Genomic DNA, 14,780 nt, shown 5'->3' on the forward strand with positions numbered 1-14,780 from the left:
CGGCATGCCGGGATGCCCGGATTTCGCCTTTTGCACGGCATCCACCGATAGAAAACGGATCGCGTTGATACGTTGCTCGTCCTCGCGCGTATTGGGCACAGTCTCTCCTCGGGGCGAAAGCTTGCATTGCGGGGGAGACGACTTCGTTTCGCGGACTCCCCGCTAAGTCTTACCCAAGGCGGGCCTAAGCGATTACTTCGGCAAGAGGAGGTGCCGACTGTTGCGCGCCAGGGGCTCTGAGAGGTAGGGCGCCTTCTTATTCGGTCCAGCTGCCGCTACGTATGGCAAGCGTCTGGGTGGGCGATTCTGGAGCCCGATTAAGGCGAATTCAGGGATAGTATCTTCGGGTTTCGATCGGGCTAAGGGGCGTTCCAAGCTCGTGGCGTGCCCGCGTTCGAGGTTGCACGATTCCGCATACGCATTCTCGTCGTCGCCTCGTATCACGCAGGATTGTCATGGATGTTGGCGGATGCGCCAGCCGGCGGAAACGCCCAATGCCTGGTGTTTTACTGGCTTCATCGGAACGCGAACCACCTTGCTCCGGCTGAGGGCCGTTATCGACTTGATCCCTTGGCAGTTGCCGGCGTCGTAGCTTACGAAGCGCTTGAAGGACGTGTCCGATCTAGTAAGCCGCTCGCTGATATTCTGGCCCGGGGAAAGTTCATTACAGCGTGACACATATGGCTTAATGGCCTACGTGGGTGAGTCAAACGACATCGGACCGAACACGGGAGACCTAGCTGTTATGCGGCACAATGATCATTTCAATGCTTACAAGCCAGCGGCTCCAAGTGGTACGAATCCCGAAAACTCAAAAGGAACATTTGCAAACGGCTCAGGCGCGTGTAGCTGGGAGGGCACCTACTGCCATGAAAAAAATCAGTAACCAGAGTACGTTTTTAACCTGTTTGATTGCGCTCTTGTTGCAGACCGCGACGTCCGCGCAAACCTTTAGCAACAAAACCGTTATCGACGGCACTACCGCGAAAGCCGTTACGCTCGCTGCCGAGCAAGAATTCAATGGTGACATCCCGAGCGTAGCTTATCTCCGGGCATCCACGGCTGCGATCGATAAAACGGGCGACTCATACAAGATTACGTTGTCGTCACAATCCCGAACTGGGCTAAAAGTGGAATCGACGTTTAGGGTAAGGCCACTATCCGGTGAAGTGTCGCGGACCAATACCCTACCTAGCGCGTCATCCAAGGCAACTTTGAAGTTGCCCGGCACGTACGTTGCGGCGCTGGTTCTCGGCAATAGTGCGTTTATGTCATCATCCTCACTTAGGAAGCCCAGCGGAGAAATCAGCGAGCTAGAGGTACAAATTAATACCCCGTACGAGAACTTGCCAGATATAGTTTATGTGGCATACCGGCCGAAGGGGTATAACGCGCTGTCGGCGACGCTCGCGCCTAGCACTAACAAGTCGACAGTTATGTTGGGTTGTGATCCCACCATTGATTTTTCAGTGAATATTTCAACGCACCTAGTAACCGCGTTAAAGCCTGTCTGCTAGAGGCTGCCTTCGGACGCGTGGCGCGGTGCTACAGTCGGTAGCAGTTAGGGGATAAGGCTCGAGCTTTTCTTCTGTCGTGCGCTTTCAGCGCATTGCGGGGGAGACGAGAGCGCTTCGCTGAGTCCCTCCTAACCTCTTACCCAAAGGGCACGCAACCGATTCGAGCCCGGACCTGAGGCCGATGGGATAGAATATTCGGCATAAAGGACGGAGGGCTTGCGTGAAGACGGAGATTGTCGAAGGTGAACCCGAGCTTCCGGAAATGGAATCACATCATAGTAGGCGACGGGCTTACGTGAACCGTAGTCCGGGCACCCCAGTGTGGCTCGTAATTTTTGCGCTGTTCGCCCTGGCGACGGCGCGAGCAGTTGCCTTCGACCAACCATCGAGCAGCGGTGAGGTTTGCATCACGTTTTTGCCACCCGGTGCTCCGCCGACGCTCGTTGCCGGAGCTGCCGAAGAAGAAAGGCATTTGAAGTCGAGTTTTGCGCAGGCGGTAGAATGGGCCGACAGTACCAAGCCCGCTGTGAACGCCTGCACGAAAGAGGCGACGATCATTACCGTGCAACAGCTGTACCTGAAATCGATCGCCACCAACCAGCCCTCGTTCGTACTTAATGCGTGGATAATGCACGGCTCAGTCCAATCCGCGGCTTTTCACGAGGAGAGCGTCCTCAAGAACGACGCCGATCTGCCGGTCATATTGGACCGATTGACGACGCGGATTTCTCTCGACATCGCCTATTGGCTCCGCAACCATAAAAAATTCTGAACCTTGTCGGTCCGCCGACGGGGCTCACCCCCCCTTTTTGTCATCCTGAGCTGTCGAAGGACGGCGTGAGTCGCGCTACATGGTTCCGACAACCTCACCATGGCAAGGGCGCGCACACCGTTGTGGGGCGCTAGGCGGGTTAGTTTGCGCTTCTGGTCGTAAGCGAGGAGCCGTGAACGCTACGGAACTTGCTTTGGCAATCGCAGCCCTCGTCGCAACGCCCGCCGCCGTCAAGGGAGAGGCGGGGCGCGCCGTGGACGACGTGATCGCCGCGCTCGACGACGGGCGTCTGCGCGTCTGCGAACCCGACGGGGATGCCTGGGTCACGCATGCGTGGATCAAAGAAGCGATTCTGCTCTATTTCCAGCGCCGCGATGTCGAATGGATTCGCTCGGGGGCGGGCGAGCAATCCAACGCGCCCGCATACTACGACAAGTTGCCGACCAAGACCAACTACGATCGGCTCGGTGCCCGCTGCGTGCCGCCGGGCGTCGCCCGGTACGGGAGCTTTCTCGGCCGTAACGCGATTCTGATGCCCGGTTACGTGAACATCGGCGCGTACGTTGACGATGGATCGATGATCGATACGTGGGCGACCGTTGGCTCGTGCGCGCAGATCGGCAAGGGCGTCCATCTCTCAGGCGGGGTGGGGATCGGCGGCGTTCTCGAGCCGCCGCAGGCGCAGCCGGTCATCGTCGAAGACGGGGCATTCGTCGGCTCCCGCTGCATCGTCGTCGAAGGGGTTCGCGTCGGCCGCGAAGCCGTGCTCGGTGCGGGTGTCGTGCTCACCGCCAGCACGCCGATCGTGGACGTTCGCGCGAGCGAGGCGATAACGAGCAAAGGGTACGTCCCGCCGCGCGCGATCGTCATCCCCGGAACGATACCGAAAGCGTTTCCCGCGGGCACCTACGCGGTGCCGTGTGCCTTGATCGTCGGTACGCGCGGCGAATCGACCGACCGCAAGACGTCGTTGAATGCGGCGCTGCGCGATTTCGAGGTGGCGGTATGATCAATCCGCGCGTTGCCGAGATTTCGGGCTCGCTCATTCGCGAGATCGCTGCCAAACGTAAACCCGGTTCGTTCGACCTCGGGTTGGGCGAGCCGTCGCTGCGACCGGATCCGGCGCATTTTGAGGCCGCTATGCGTTACGTTCGCGAGCACGGTATTCACTATACGATAAACGCCGGCGACAGCGAACTGCGACGCCTGATCGCGGAGCACTACGGCTACCCCGGGCTTACCACCGCCGACAACGTCTGCATCACGACCGGATCGCAAGAGGCGACGTATGCGGTCCTCAAAACCGTGCTCGATCCGGCGCGCGACGAATTGCTGGTGGTCGAGCCGGCGTTTCCGTCGTATGCGAAGATGGCGAAACTTGAAGGGGTCGCCGTGCGCGCGGTGGCCATGCTCGAGGCCGACGATTTTGCCTACGATGCCGAACGCATCCTCGCCGCCGTGAGCGAACGGACGCGGGCAGTCGTCATTTGCTCGCCCTGCAATCCGACGGGGCGGGTCATCGCACGCGCCGCCGTCGAGCGCGTCGCCGCCGGGCTGCTCGCGCGTGGCGGGGAGCCCGTTTGGGTGATTCACGACGAAATTTATCGCGAACAAACCTACGTAGAGGACGCCGGGTATTTCGCGCGCGTTTATCCGCACACGATCGTGACCAACTCGGTGAGCAAGAGCAACGCGCTGACGGGCTTGCGCTTGGGCTGGAGTTTAGCCCCGGCGCCCGTTACGGCATCCATCATCAAAGTGCATGCGTGGATCACGTCGTGCGCCGATACGTTCGCCCAACAGGTCGCGCTCGACATCTTCGCGCGGCCGGGCGGGCTCGCGGAACACGCGCCGTGGTACATCCGCCAGCACCACGACGTGGTGGAAGCGCTGCGCGCGAGCGGTTTGCGATTCATCGAACCCGACGGAAGTTTCTATGCGTGCGTGCGCTTGCCCGATGGCATCGACTCGCTGGCGGCCGCGCATCGGCTCGCCGACGAGCACGACGTTATCGCCATTCCGGGGAGCGCGTTCGGCCCGTCGTTCGCGCCGTGGCTGCGTTTGAGCTGGGTCGCCCCGATCGACGACGTACGCGAGGGAATTCGCCGAATCGCCGCGTTCTGCGCCGGCGCGTCGGGCTAGTTCTTTGCGGGGCCGATCCAAACCGTCTGGACGTTGACGAACTCGCGGATGCCGAACGCGGAGAGTTCGCGTCCGTAACCGGAGCGTTTGACGCCGCCGAAGGGCAGCCGCGGATCGCTTGCGACCATTCCGTTGATGAAGCAGGCGCCGCTTTCGATCTCCGCGGCGAGGCGGCGCGCACGATCGAGATCGCTCGTCCAGAGATTCGATCCCAGTCCAAACGAGCTTTGATTGGCAAGCTCGATGGCGTGCCGCTCGTCGCGCGCACGCACCACGGCGGCCGCCGGTCCAAACGTCTCGCGATCGAACATCGGCATGCCGGGGACGACGTCGGCGACGACGGTTGGCTCGAAGAAGAAGCCCTCACGATCGATCGGATGGCCGCCCGTGACGATGCGGGCGCCGCCGGCGACCGATTCCGCGATTTGTTCCCGCAGACTCGCGCGCAGATCGTCGCGGGCGCACGGACCGAGTTGGGTGCTCTCGTCCAGCGGGTTTCCAACAACCTGCTTTGCCGACGCGTCACCGAATTGGGTGACGAAACGATCGTAGATGCGGTCCTCAACGATGAAGCGTTTAGCGGCGATGCAGCTCTGTCCGTTGTTTTGAAAGCGAGCGGTCACGGCGACCTCGACGGCGCGGTCGATATCCGCGTCTGCCAGCACCACGAACGGATCCGAGCCGCCCAGTTCGAGCACGCACTTCTTTAAGACGTTGCCGGCTGCGGCAGCGACCGAGATGCCGGCGCCCTCGCTTCCCGTGAGGGTCACCGCCGCGATGCGTTCGTCGGAGACGAGTTCGGTCGCGCGCGCGCCGGTCAAGAGCAGCGTCGTGAAAACGCCCTCAGGCGCGCCCGCTTCGGTAAAGATGCGTTCGATTTCGAGCGCGCAGCGCGTCGTGTTGGAGGCGTGCTTGAGCAGCATGACGTTGCCGGCCATCAACGCGGGTGCCGCAGCTCGGAAGACCTGCCAGTAAGGAAAGTTCCAGGGCATGATCGCAAGAATCGCGCCGAGCGGCCGAAAAGCGACGTAACTCAGAGCGGCGTTGCTCGCGACCGTTTCGTCGCTTAAAAAACGTTCGGCGTTTTCCGCGAAATACTCGCAGCCGCTCGCGCATTTCTCCACCTCGGCCCGCGCCTGCAGAATCGGTTTGCCCATCTCGCGCACGGCGATCTCGGCGAGGTCCCCCGATCGCGCGCGCAGGCGCTGCGCCGCGCCCCGCAAGACCGTGGCGCGATCGGCGAATGCCGCGCTGCGCCACTGCGCAAATGCCGCGCGCGCACGATCGAGCGCGCGTCCGGCATCCTGGGGGGTTGTGTAATCGAAGCGTTCGAGTTCTCGAGTCGATGTCGGATCGATCGTGACGATCTGTGCCATGGAGCCTCTCTACCCGTTTTTAGAGTCCGCGCATTGCCCAGGGTCCGCTCGGTCCGGAATAGATTTGAATCAACGCGTCGGGCCGCAGGTACTTCTTGGCGACGCGTTCGATATCGGCGGGCGTGATGCGCGCGTAGCGATCGTTGAGCGTGGCGTAGTAGTCCGTAGGCAAATTGTGGATCGACGTGTCGAGCAGTTCGTCTACCTGCGAACTCGCCGACTCTTGCGCGAGCAGCGCCTCGGAGACGACGCGCGTCTTGGCTTCCCCAAGCTCCGTTGCGGTCACCGGCGTTTTTTGCAGTCGCAGGAGTTCGTCGCGAACGATGCGCACCGCGGGCACGACCTTGTCGGGCGCCGCGCTCATCTCGATCTCGAAGTCCCCGCGGTCGCGATCGGCTTTGAACGTCGTGCTCACGCTATAGACCAGTCCGCGTTTTTGACGCAACTCTTGCCAGAGGCGCGATTCGAAGAAGCCGGCGCCGCCGATGATTTGGCTCATCAGATCGAAGGCGTAGTAATCGGGATTGGAGCGCGCGATCGCGGGCTGGCCGAGTTGCACGAAGACTTGATTGGCGGCAGTACCGACGTAGGCGTGGGCGCTGTGCGCGGGCGGCAGCGGCAGCTGTGCGGCATCCGGCTTGGGACCGACATTCTGCCAACTGCCGAAGGCACGCTCGATGCCGGTGCGGACTTGTTGCGGCGTGACGTCGCCCACGATCGCGATCGTCGTGAGATCGGGGCGCCAGTAGGTCTTCGCGTAGGCCAGCAAATCGTCGCGCGTTATTCCCGCAACCGAGAGCGATGTGGCGAAACGCAGGCCCGGATCTTCGGGTGAGAGCAGCCGTTGCAGATACGCGCGTTGGATCGTGACGCCCGAGATGCTGTTCTCGGTGGTGATGCTGTTGGCGAGTTGGTCGCGCTGCAGCGTCAACCATTTCTCGGGAAAGGTCGGATGCTCTTCACCATCGGCCAGAATGCCGAGCAGCGTGTTAAAATCGCGCGCGAAGCCGTGCGCCGAGAAGGTTTGTCCGAGGCCGACGGACGCGCCGATATCGTCGGTCGCTTTGCGCAGTTGCGTGAAATCGTACTGCGCGCTACCGAAATCGGCGACGGTCGAGGCGAGGCGCACGAGACCTTCTTTGCCGGCCGGTTCGGCCGCCGGCGATTGGGCGATCGACCCGCTGATATACACGGTGGGACGGTCGCGCTTTTCCTGCACGATCACCGTTAGGCCGTTCGGCAACGTGAACCGAACGGGATCGAGCTTGCTGCGGGCGGTGGTCGGTTTTTCCACCGCAGCTTTGAGCGCGGCGGGTTCGACGATCGGGCCATTGGGAATACGCGAGCTGAAATTATCGGTGGCTGCGGCGCTCGTTTTTTGCGACGAGCCTCGCTGCGGCTGATCGTTGGGACTCAAGTGTCCGACGACGTTGGGTTTGGCCAGATAGGTTCGCGCCGCGGCCAGGAGATCGGCACCGGTCAGCGCGCTCAAGCGCGCGTCTTCGCTGCCGACTTTCTCGCCGACGACGCCGTACGTATAACCGACCAAATCGCCGAAGCCGCTGATCGAGTCGGCCGTGTAGGCGCGTTGCGCGATCGTTTGATTCTTCGCCGCGGCGACCAGATCGGGCGCGAAGCCGTCTTTGAGGACGCGATCCATCGTCGTTTGAAAGATGGTTTGAGCTTCGCTGCCGGTGTGGCCCGGATTGAGGATCACGAAGACGTTCATCAGCCCGCCGCGCAGCTGCGTATCGGCGTTGGCTTCGATACCGAGGGCCACGTTGGTTTCTACGAGCGCTTGATAGAACGGGCCGCGCTCGTTGGAAATCAGCGACGAGAGCGTGCTGACGGCGGGCTCGCCGGGTTCCGTATCGCCGGGAACGGCGTACGCGAGATCGAGCACTTCGAAGGGGAACGGAAACTGTGCCTCGACCGTCTTGCCCGTCGCCGCCACCGGGTGAACGAAGCGATGGGCCGGCAGCGTGCGCGCTGAGATCTTTCCGAAATCGCGCGCCGCGAGTGCGAAGACCGCGTTGTGATCGACGTCACCCGAGACGACGAGCGCGGCGTTGTTCGGCGCGTACCACTCGTGATAGTACTTTGCGATATCGGCCGCCGTGGAAGCGACGACGTCGGAGCGCACGCCGATCGGCGTACGGCCCGCGGGCAAACCCGGATAGGCGGCCGCGCGCACGCGGGAGAGCAGATTAAAAAACGGCGAGGATTGATCGCCGTCGATCTCGTTGAGGACCGCGCGCTTTTCGATGCTCCAGTCCGCCGGCCGCAAGGCGAGGTTTTTCATGCGATCCGCCTCGATCGCGACGGCGACCGGATATTTATCCGACGGCGTGACGAAATAGAAATTCGTATAATCGTAATCCGTCTGGCCGTTGACCTGCGCGCCTAGCCGCGCGGTAATGTCGTCGAGGCCGCCGGCCGAGAGATCTTTCGTACCGCGAAACATCATGTGTTCGAGCCCGTGCGCGAGCCCGGTCTTTCCGGGCGTTTCATACAGCGAGCCGAAGCGATACCACATCGAAGTCTGAACGACGGGGGCCGCGTGATCCTCAACGACGACCACCCGCAGGCCGTCGGCTAGCTTGGTTTGATAGACGCCGCGATCGCCGGCACCGGAGTCGAGTTGACTCTGGGCGGAGACGAAGGCCGGCCGGCCTACGAAGAGCAGGCATAAAAGAAAGACGGTGAGGCGTTTCATCGACACTCCATAACGATAGCGGCCCAACCTCCTTCGCCGCTGTGAAGCGCGCGACTCTTTAGGGCGCGGCGGGATGCTCGAGGGCGGCGACGGCGGCGCGCAGGTCGGGCAGTTCGAGGCCGCTGTGCTCGGCGAGCCGCAGGAGCAATTGCTCTTGAACCTGCTGATGGTAGAGCAACCGCGAGATGTTGTCGTGGTCGGCTTCGGCGCGAAGTTCGGCGTGCTCGCCCGATTGGCGCTGCGCGACGGCGATGACGAAGATCAGGATCAGCTGCACGACGTTGGAGACGGTAAGAAGGAAGACGAATGGGAACGGATCCCAATGCGTGAGCGTGCCGAAGGCGATCCAGATCAATTGAACCACGATCGCAAGCATCAGTGCGGCCGGCGCGCCCGTTGCATCGGCGACCCGTTTGCAGAAGCGCTCGATCGGCGAAAGCTGCTCGCTGTGCATGGCGTTGACGTCGTCGACGAGCGGGTGGTTCTCGACTTGATCGGCGGTTAAAGGTTTGTGCGCGGCTGCCTGATTCATCGTGCTCCTCCGGAGTCTACTCCTAAGTAATAGTCGGCCGCGGCTTCGACCGCTTCGTAGGGGATGCAACCGATCAATTCCGACCGGACGATGCCGACCCCGTGGGCACCGGCGAGCGCGCGAATCGTCTCGACGACGCGGTAGAGGGGGGTCGCGCGAAAATCGGTGATATTCAGCGAGACTTGAACCAGCCCGTCGCTCAATCGAAGTCCGAGTGCCTTGAGCGTGCGCAGGCCGCCGTCGCGCTCGCGAATCGTGCGCGCGATACGTTTTGCGAGCGCGAGATCGCCCGTGTCCAACTCGACGTTGAAGGCCACGAGCAGCGCGCGCGCGCCGATCGCGATCGCACCGGCGCTGACGTGCTTGGCAACGTCGCCGAAATCCGGCTTCCATTCGGGCCGCTCGAAGCGCGCATCGAGCCCTTCGAATTGGCCCTGGCGAACCGCCGCGAGGTTGCGCCGCAGCGGCGTCGCCGCCGCTTCCCCGTAGAGAAACGACGGAACGCGCCAACGCTCCCAAATCGCCTGCGCCGTTTCACGGGCGAGCCGCACCGCGTCGTCCATCGAGGCTTCGCGCAGCGGCACGAACGGCAGCACGTCGAGCGATCCGATGCGCGGATGAACGCCCGCGTGCGCGCGCAGGTCGACGCGTTCGAGCGTCGCGCCCGCAAGCGCCAGACTCGCGTCGCGCATCGTCGAATACTCGCCGACGATCGTGAAGACGCTGCGGTTGTGAATCGGATCGCTCGTGCGGTGCAGCACCCGCGCCCCGGCCGACTCGACCGCGCGGACGCAGGCCTCAACGATCGCGTAATCGCGCCCGTCGGAGATATTCGGAACGCTCTCGAAGAGCATCACCCGAGCGCGAGCGCGATGGCCGCGGCGATATCGCCGCAATTCTGCGGCGTGTAGATCGTACGGTAGCCGAGCTTGTTGGCTTCGGCGATGCGCCGCGCGCTCGCGTTAACCACGCGCACTTCGCCGGAGAGTCCGAGTTCGCCGAAGGCCACGGCATCCGGCGGCAGCGGGCGATTCCGAAACGACGACGCGATCGCAAGCGCGATGCCCAAATCGGCGGCCGGTTCGTTGACGCGCAGGCCGCCCGCGACCGAGGCGTAGACGTCGTGCGTACCGAGCTGCATGCCGGCCCGCCGCTCGAGTACGGCGAGCACCATCGCCAGCCGAGCTTGATCTAAATTATTTGCGAGCCTGCGCGGCGTGCCATAACTCGTCTCGCCGACGAGCGCCTGCACTTCGATAAGGACCGGACGCGAGCCGACGATCGAAGCCACGACGCACGAGCCACTCGGCCGCGCGGTGCGCCCCGAAAGGAAGAGCTCCGATGGATTCGCGATCTCGCGCAGGCCGCCGGTGCCCATTGCGAAGACGCAGATCTCGTCCACGGAACCGAAACGATTCTTGTACGCGCGCAGGATGCGGTATTCACCGCTCGCCTCGCCTTCGAAATACAGAACCGTATCCACGAGGTGTTCGAGCAGTCGCGGGCCGGCGATCGTGCCGTCTTTGGTTACGTGTCCGACGATGAAGGTCGCGCAGCCGGTGCGTTTGGCGAACTCCATGAGCGCTTGCGTGCAATCGCGAATCTGCGTGACGCTGCCGGCATAGGCCTCGGCCTCCGGCAGCCACACGGTCTGAATCGAATCGACGACGAGCGCCTTGGGGGCGCGCCGCTCGAGTTCGTCGAGCACGGCGCGCAGATTCGTCTCCGGATACACGAGCAGATCGTTCGCGTCGTTCTCGTTTTGCCACAGCTCCAAGCGCTGCGCGCGCAGTTTGACTTGCGCGGCCGACTCTTCGCCGCATACGTAGACGACCGGCGCGCCGCTGCCGGTAAGCTGCGCGGCGATCTGCAGCAGCAGCGTCGATTTGCCCGCGCCCGGCGGCCCGCCGATGAGCGTGAGACTGCCCGGAACGATCCCGCCTCCCAGGACCGCGTCGAACTCCGGCATGCCGGTTCGCTCGCGCGCCACGCGCGCGCTGTCGATTTCGTGTAATTGCACGGGCCCCGCCGCGCCCGGGCGCGCGGGTGTCGACGACGGCCGGGCGGCGGCAACGCGCATGGCTCGTTCGTCAAACGAATTCCAGGCTTCGCATTGCGGGCAGCGCCCGAGCCACCGCGGCGATTCGAAACCGCACGCCGAACAAAAATAGACGGATCGAGGTTTGGCCACGAGCGGGAGTTGGCGCTCCGAGCACGGGCTTCCCTGGCGGCGCAAAATGCTTTGGCACCGGGGGGCAGAAATGGCGCCAGCGTGCCTCCACATATCCAGATCGCCATCGACGGGCCGGCCGCTTCGGGCAAAACGACCGTCGCGCGCCGTCTCGCGGACCGCCTGCAGATGCTCTACCTCGATACCGGGGCGATGTATCGCGCGCTAGCCTGGCTCGCGCTGCACACGCAAACGCACGTCGATAACCAAGACGCGCTCGTGCATCTCTGCCAGACGCAGCGCATCACGATTCGGCTCGATCGCGACGCGCCGATCGGCTTTCGCGTGCTCGCGGGCGCGACCGAACTCGGAGCGGAGCAACTCGAATCGAACGAGGTAACGGCGGTCGTTTCGATCGTGGCGGCACACGCGCTCGTGCGCGAAGCGATGGTTCGCGAGCAGCGGCGCATCGCGCAGGCAGGCCCGGTCGTGATGGCCGGCCGTGACATCGGGACGGTCGTGCTGCCCGACGCACCCGTAAAGATCTTTCTAACGGCATCCGTGCGAGCGCGCGTCGAACGGCGACGCATGCAGTTGGAGCGTTCGGGCGTCGATGTCGACGCGCACGAACTCTCGCAAGAAATCGAGGAGCGCGACCGCCTCGATAAGGAACGCGCGAATTCGCCGCTGCGCAAGGCGCAGGACGCGCACGAAATCGACTCGAGCGATCGATCGGTCGAACAAGTCGTCGATGCGATCTACGAAATAGTCGAGCGCGTAGCCGTGTGATCTCGTACGACATTGCGAAGGCGATCCTGTGGCCGCTGCTGGGCGGGATCTGGCGAATGCGCGTGAGCGGTAGGGAGAACGTGCCGCGAACCGGCCCGGTAATCATCGCCTGCAATCACCGCTCGTACCTGGATCCGCCGGCACTCGGAACGGCGTCGCCGCGGCGCGTGCGCTACATGGCCAAAAAAGAACTTTTCGATATCCCGGTGCTCGGCCCGATGATCGCGTCGTTCGGAGCCTATCCGGTCGATCGCACGGGGACGCCGATGGCCGCGATCCGCCGCTCGGTCGACGTGTTGCGCGCCGGCGGGTGCATCGGTATATTTCCCGAGGGAACCCGCAATCGCGACGGCTCGGAAGCGGCGCGCCAGGGTGTGGCGCTGCTTGCCTCGCTCGCCACGGCTCCGGTCGTGCCCGCGTGCGTCGTGGGCGGCGATCGGGCCAAAGCCCTGCATCAGATAAAAGTCGCTTTCGGGCCGCCGCTCGCACTTCCGGCGAATCGGAAAGCCACGCGCGAAGAGATGGCGAAGTTCACCGAGCAGGTGATGAGCGAAATTCGCTCGCTTGCGGAGAGACTCGATGGAAATTAAGAAAGCGAAAGTTCAGGGATTCTGCTTCGGCGTGGCGATCACGGTCAAGAAGGCGGAAGAAGCGATCGCGGCACGCGACGACGTGACGTCGCTTGGCAACGTCGTGCACAATCCGCAAATGGTCGAGTCCCTCGCAAGCCGCGGTCTCAAAAATGCCAGCTCCATCGACGACGTCGACTCCGGCGCGCTCTTCGTACGCGCCCACGGCCTGCCGATCGACGTGTTCGAGCGCGCGCAGGCGAAGGGGCTCGAGATTATCGACGCCACCTGTCCGATGGTAACCAAGATTCACGTGCAGGCCGAGAAGCTCAAAGCCGATGGATACAAGATCATCGTCGTCGGCGATCCGAACCATCCCGAAGTCAAGGGAACGCTCAGCCACGTGCCCGGCGCGTGGTGCATCGAGACGGTGCAAGACGTCGACAAACTTCCGCGCGGGAGCAAAGTGGGCGTGGTCGTGCAATCGACGTATTCGCGCGAGCGCTTCACGGACATCGTTAAGGCGCTGACGTTGAAATACTACGAAGTACGTTCGGTCAACACGATTTGCACGGATACGAACAATCGTCAGAGCGCGGCGATCGATCTTGCCAAAGAGGTCGACATCATGGTCGTCGTCGGCGGCAAGACGTCGGCGAATACCAAGCATTTGGCGGAGCTTGCCGAGATGAACGGTACGCGAGCCTATCACATCGAAGGGCCGCAGGAACTGCAAGCCGATTGGTTCGGCGGCGTAAGCGTTGCCGGGTTGATGTCGGGTGCGTCCACGCCCGGCTGGCTCGTCGACGAAGTCGCCGGCAAAATGGAGGAACTCTCTCGTTTGGCCGTCTGATCGCTTCGAGGCGCGCCTCGAAGAATCCATCGCGCAGCATCGGGGATCCTCACAGGTCTCCGATATGCTTTCGTACCATTTCGGCTATGGCGCGTTCGGGCCGGCGCGCCGCGGCAAGCGACTGCGGCCGCAGCTGCTGCTGCGCGTCGCGCTCGCCCAGGGCGCCGCAGTCGAAGCCGCGCTCGATGCGGCGGCGGCGATCGAGTTGCTGCACAACTATTCGCTCGTTCACGACGATATCGAAGACGGTGACGAACTTCGCCACGGCCGCCGCACGCTCTGGTCGGTCTACGGAATCCCGCAAGCGATCAACGCCGGCGACGGACTCTGCGCGATAAGTTTTCTTTCGCTCGTGCGCGCGACATCGTCGCACGATGCGGGCCGCGTCGTGCGATTGGTTCGCGCGCTGCACGAAGCTCACGCCGTAATGTGCGACGGGCAGTCGCTCGACCTGGCGTTCGAAACGGCGAGCAGCGTGAGTCGCGATGACTATTTCACCATGATCGGCTCGAAGACGGCGGCACTCTTTGCGGCGGCGTGCGAGATGGGCGCCCTCTGCGCTCCGTGCGACGATGCGGTCGTGCGAGGCTATCGCGCGCTCGGCTGGGAGTACGGGCTCGCCTTTCAAATTCGCGACGACGTCTTGGGCGTGTGGGGCTCGACCGATGCGACGGGCAAAGTCGTAGCGAACGATATCGCGCGGCGCAAGTGGAGCTACCCGGTCGTATGGGCGCTGGGAGGTCCGCGTTCGCCGGCACGGGACCTGGTGGCCGCCGCCTACGAGCGGCGCGAATCGCTGGAGCCCCAAACGGTCGCCCGCGTCATCGACGCGCTCGACGAACTCGGCGCGAGAGAGGCCGCGAATCGTGCGGTCGAAGAGCATCTGGCGGCGGTCGAGCGTCATCCCGCCGTCGAGGTCCGCAATTTTCTCATCGATTCACTACAAATCGGAGGCCCGTCGAAATGAGCACGAAGGCGGAACTGCGCGCGCAGCCGCTGCGCGACGACGCGGCGAGCGTTCCGTGGACGTTCTGGGGCATTCTCGCCGTGGGACTACTCGTGCGGCTGCTCTTTATCGGGAATCAAGGCTTCAAAAACGATATCGTAACCTACGAGGCCTGGGCGCTCTCGCTCAATGCCCATCCGTTTTCGCAGTTCTATAACGCGACCAGCTTTGCCGATTATCCGCCGGGCTATTTCTACGTCTTGTGGTTTATCGGTCACGTCTTTTCGCTGCTCGGCCCGTGGTCGCACGATTACGAGTTGCTCGGGCGCCTGAGCAAACTTCCGGCGATTGCGATGGATCTCGTGGATGGTGCGGTGCTCTACGCGCTCGTGCGCCGG

The 14,780-nt window shown here is 63.1% G+C and carries 14 protein-coding genes; 9 read left to right on the top strand and 5 right to left on the bottom strand.

Annotation, left to right across the window (positions count from 1 at the left end; all coding sequences use genetic code 11):
* Positions 1-869 precede the first annotated feature (869 nt).
* From VIG32_11560 to VIG32_11575, 4 genes are all read left to right on the top strand, one after another.
* Positions 870-1,517, top strand: coding sequence for a hypothetical protein (locus VIG32_11560; GenBank protein ID HEY8298645.1), 648 nt, complete (start codon positions 870-872; stop codon positions 1,515-1,517).
* A gap of 220 nt (positions 1,518-1,737) precedes the next feature.
* The gene (locus tag VIG32_11565) at positions 1,738-2,289 is read left to right on the top strand and encodes a hypothetical protein (GenBank protein HEY8298646.1); all 552 of its coding nucleotides are present in this window, start codon (positions 1,738-1,740) and stop codon (positions 2,287-2,289) included.
* Between the two features lie 172 nt (positions 2,290-2,461).
* The gene (locus VIG32_11570; protein ID HEY8298647.1) at positions 2,462-3,298 is read left to right on the top strand and encodes a 2,3,4,5-tetrahydropyridine-2,6-dicarboxylate N-succinyltransferase; all 837 of its coding nucleotides are present in this window, start codon (positions 2,462-2,464) and stop codon (positions 3,296-3,298) included.
* A complete protein-coding gene (locus VIG32_11575) occupies positions 3,295-4,431 on the top strand; it encodes a pyridoxal phosphate-dependent aminotransferase (GenBank protein ID HEY8298648.1) in 1,137 nt (378 codons plus the stop codon). Before VIG32_11570 ends, VIG32_11575 begins: the two co-directional genes overlap by 4 nt.
* Here the strand turns inward: VIG32_11575 and VIG32_11580 are convergent.
* Genes VIG32_11580 through radA form a run of 5 tightly spaced genes read right to left on the bottom strand, consistent with a single transcriptional unit; the run spans position 4,428 to position 11,246 of the window.
* Positions 4,428-5,807 (bottom strand): NAD-dependent succinate-semialdehyde dehydrogenase, encoded by a 1,380-nt coding sequence (locus VIG32_11580; protein ID HEY8298649.1) that lies wholly within the window; start codon positions 5,805-5,807, stop codon positions 4,428-4,430. The two genes, VIG32_11575 and VIG32_11580, sit on opposite strands and share 4 nt — an antisense overlap.
* Before the next feature lie 19 nt (positions 5,808-5,826).
* A complete protein-coding gene (locus tag VIG32_11585; GenBank protein ID HEY8298650.1) occupies positions 5,827-8,523 on the bottom strand; it encodes a pitrilysin family protein in 2,697 nt (898 codons plus the stop codon).
* 58 nt (positions 8,524-8,581) lie between these two features.
* Positions 8,582-9,055: a DUF1003 domain-containing protein gene (locus VIG32_11590; GenBank protein HEY8298651.1), complete on the bottom strand. Its 474-nt coding sequence runs from the start codon at positions 9,053-9,055 to the stop codon at positions 8,582-8,584.
* Positions 9,052-9,951 (bottom strand): glutamate formimidoyltransferase, encoded by a 900-nt coding sequence (ftcD, locus tag VIG32_11595; protein HEY8298652.1) that lies wholly within the window; start codon positions 9,949-9,951, stop codon positions 9,052-9,054. The genes VIG32_11590 and ftcD overlap by 4 nt, the downstream gene beginning before the upstream one ends.
* Positions 9,909-11,246 (bottom strand): DNA repair protein RadA, encoded by a 1,338-nt coding sequence (radA, locus tag VIG32_11600; GenBank protein HEY8298653.1) that lies wholly within the window; start codon positions 11,244-11,246, stop codon positions 9,909-9,911. Before radA ends, ftcD begins: the two co-directional genes overlap by 43 nt.
* A gap of 81 nt (positions 11,247-11,327) precedes the next feature.
* Between radA and cmk the strand changes: the two genes are divergently transcribed.
* The 5 genes from cmk to VIG32_11625 all read left to right on the top strand — a co-directional run.
* Positions 11,328-12,014 (top strand): (d)CMP kinase, encoded by a 687-nt coding sequence (gene cmk / locus VIG32_11605; GenBank protein ID HEY8298654.1) that lies wholly within the window; start codon positions 11,328-11,330, stop codon positions 12,012-12,014.
* The gene (locus VIG32_11610; protein HEY8298655.1) at positions 12,011-12,604 is read left to right on the top strand and encodes a lysophospholipid acyltransferase family protein; all 594 of its coding nucleotides are present in this window, start codon (positions 12,011-12,013) and stop codon (positions 12,602-12,604) included. The genes cmk and VIG32_11610 overlap by 4 nt, the downstream gene beginning before the upstream one ends.
* A complete protein-coding gene (ispH, locus tag VIG32_11615) occupies positions 12,594-13,436 on the top strand; it encodes a 4-hydroxy-3-methylbut-2-enyl diphosphate reductase (protein ID HEY8298656.1) in 843 nt (280 codons plus the stop codon). The genes VIG32_11610 and ispH overlap by 11 nt, the downstream gene beginning before the upstream one ends.
* Before the next feature lie 64 nt (positions 13,437-13,500).
* Positions 13,501-14,403, top strand: a complete 903-nt coding sequence (locus tag VIG32_11620; protein HEY8298657.1) for a polyprenyl synthetase family protein — start codon at positions 13,501-13,503, stop codon at positions 14,401-14,403.
* Positions 14,400-14,780, top strand: a 381-nt coding sequence (locus VIG32_11625; GenBank protein HEY8298658.1) for a hypothetical protein, incomplete at its 3' end; no start/stop codon positions are given. The genes VIG32_11620 and VIG32_11625, both read left to right, overlap by 4 nt.

It is taken from the genome of Candidatus Baltobacteraceae bacterium (assembly GCA_036559195.1).
In the GTDB taxonomy this organism is placed as follows: Bacteria; Vulcanimicrobiota; Vulcanimicrobiia; order Vulcanimicrobiales; family Vulcanimicrobiaceae; genus JALYTZ01.

Bases quoted from the DNA above. Each gene is read 5' to 3' on its own strand.
- ispH (HEY8298656.1), top strand. From the start codon at position 12,594: ATGGAAATTAAGAAAGCGAAAGTTCAGGGATTCTGCTTCGGCGTGGCG.
- VIG32_11620 (HEY8298657.1), top strand. From the start codon at position 13,501: ATGCTTTCGTACCATTTCGGCTATGGCGCGTTCGGGCCGGCGCGCCGC.
- VIG32_11580 (HEY8298649.1), bottom strand. From the start codon at position 5,807: ATGGCACAGATCGTCACGATCGATCCGACATCGACTCGAGAACTCGAA.
- VIG32_11585 (HEY8298650.1), bottom strand. From the start codon at position 8,523: ATGAAACGCCTCACCGTCTTTCTTTTATGCCTGCTCTTCGTAGGCCGG.
- VIG32_11590 (HEY8298651.1), bottom strand. From the start codon at position 9,055: ATGAATCAGGCAGCCGCGCACAAACCTTTAACCGCCGATCAAGTCGAG.
- VIG32_11575 (HEY8298648.1), top strand. From the start codon at position 3,295: ATGATCAATCCGCGCGTTGCCGAGATTTCGGGCTCGCTCATTCGCGAG.
- VIG32_11560 (HEY8298645.1), top strand. From the start codon at position 870: ATGAAAAAAATCAGTAACCAGAGTACGTTTTTAACCTGTTTGATTGCG.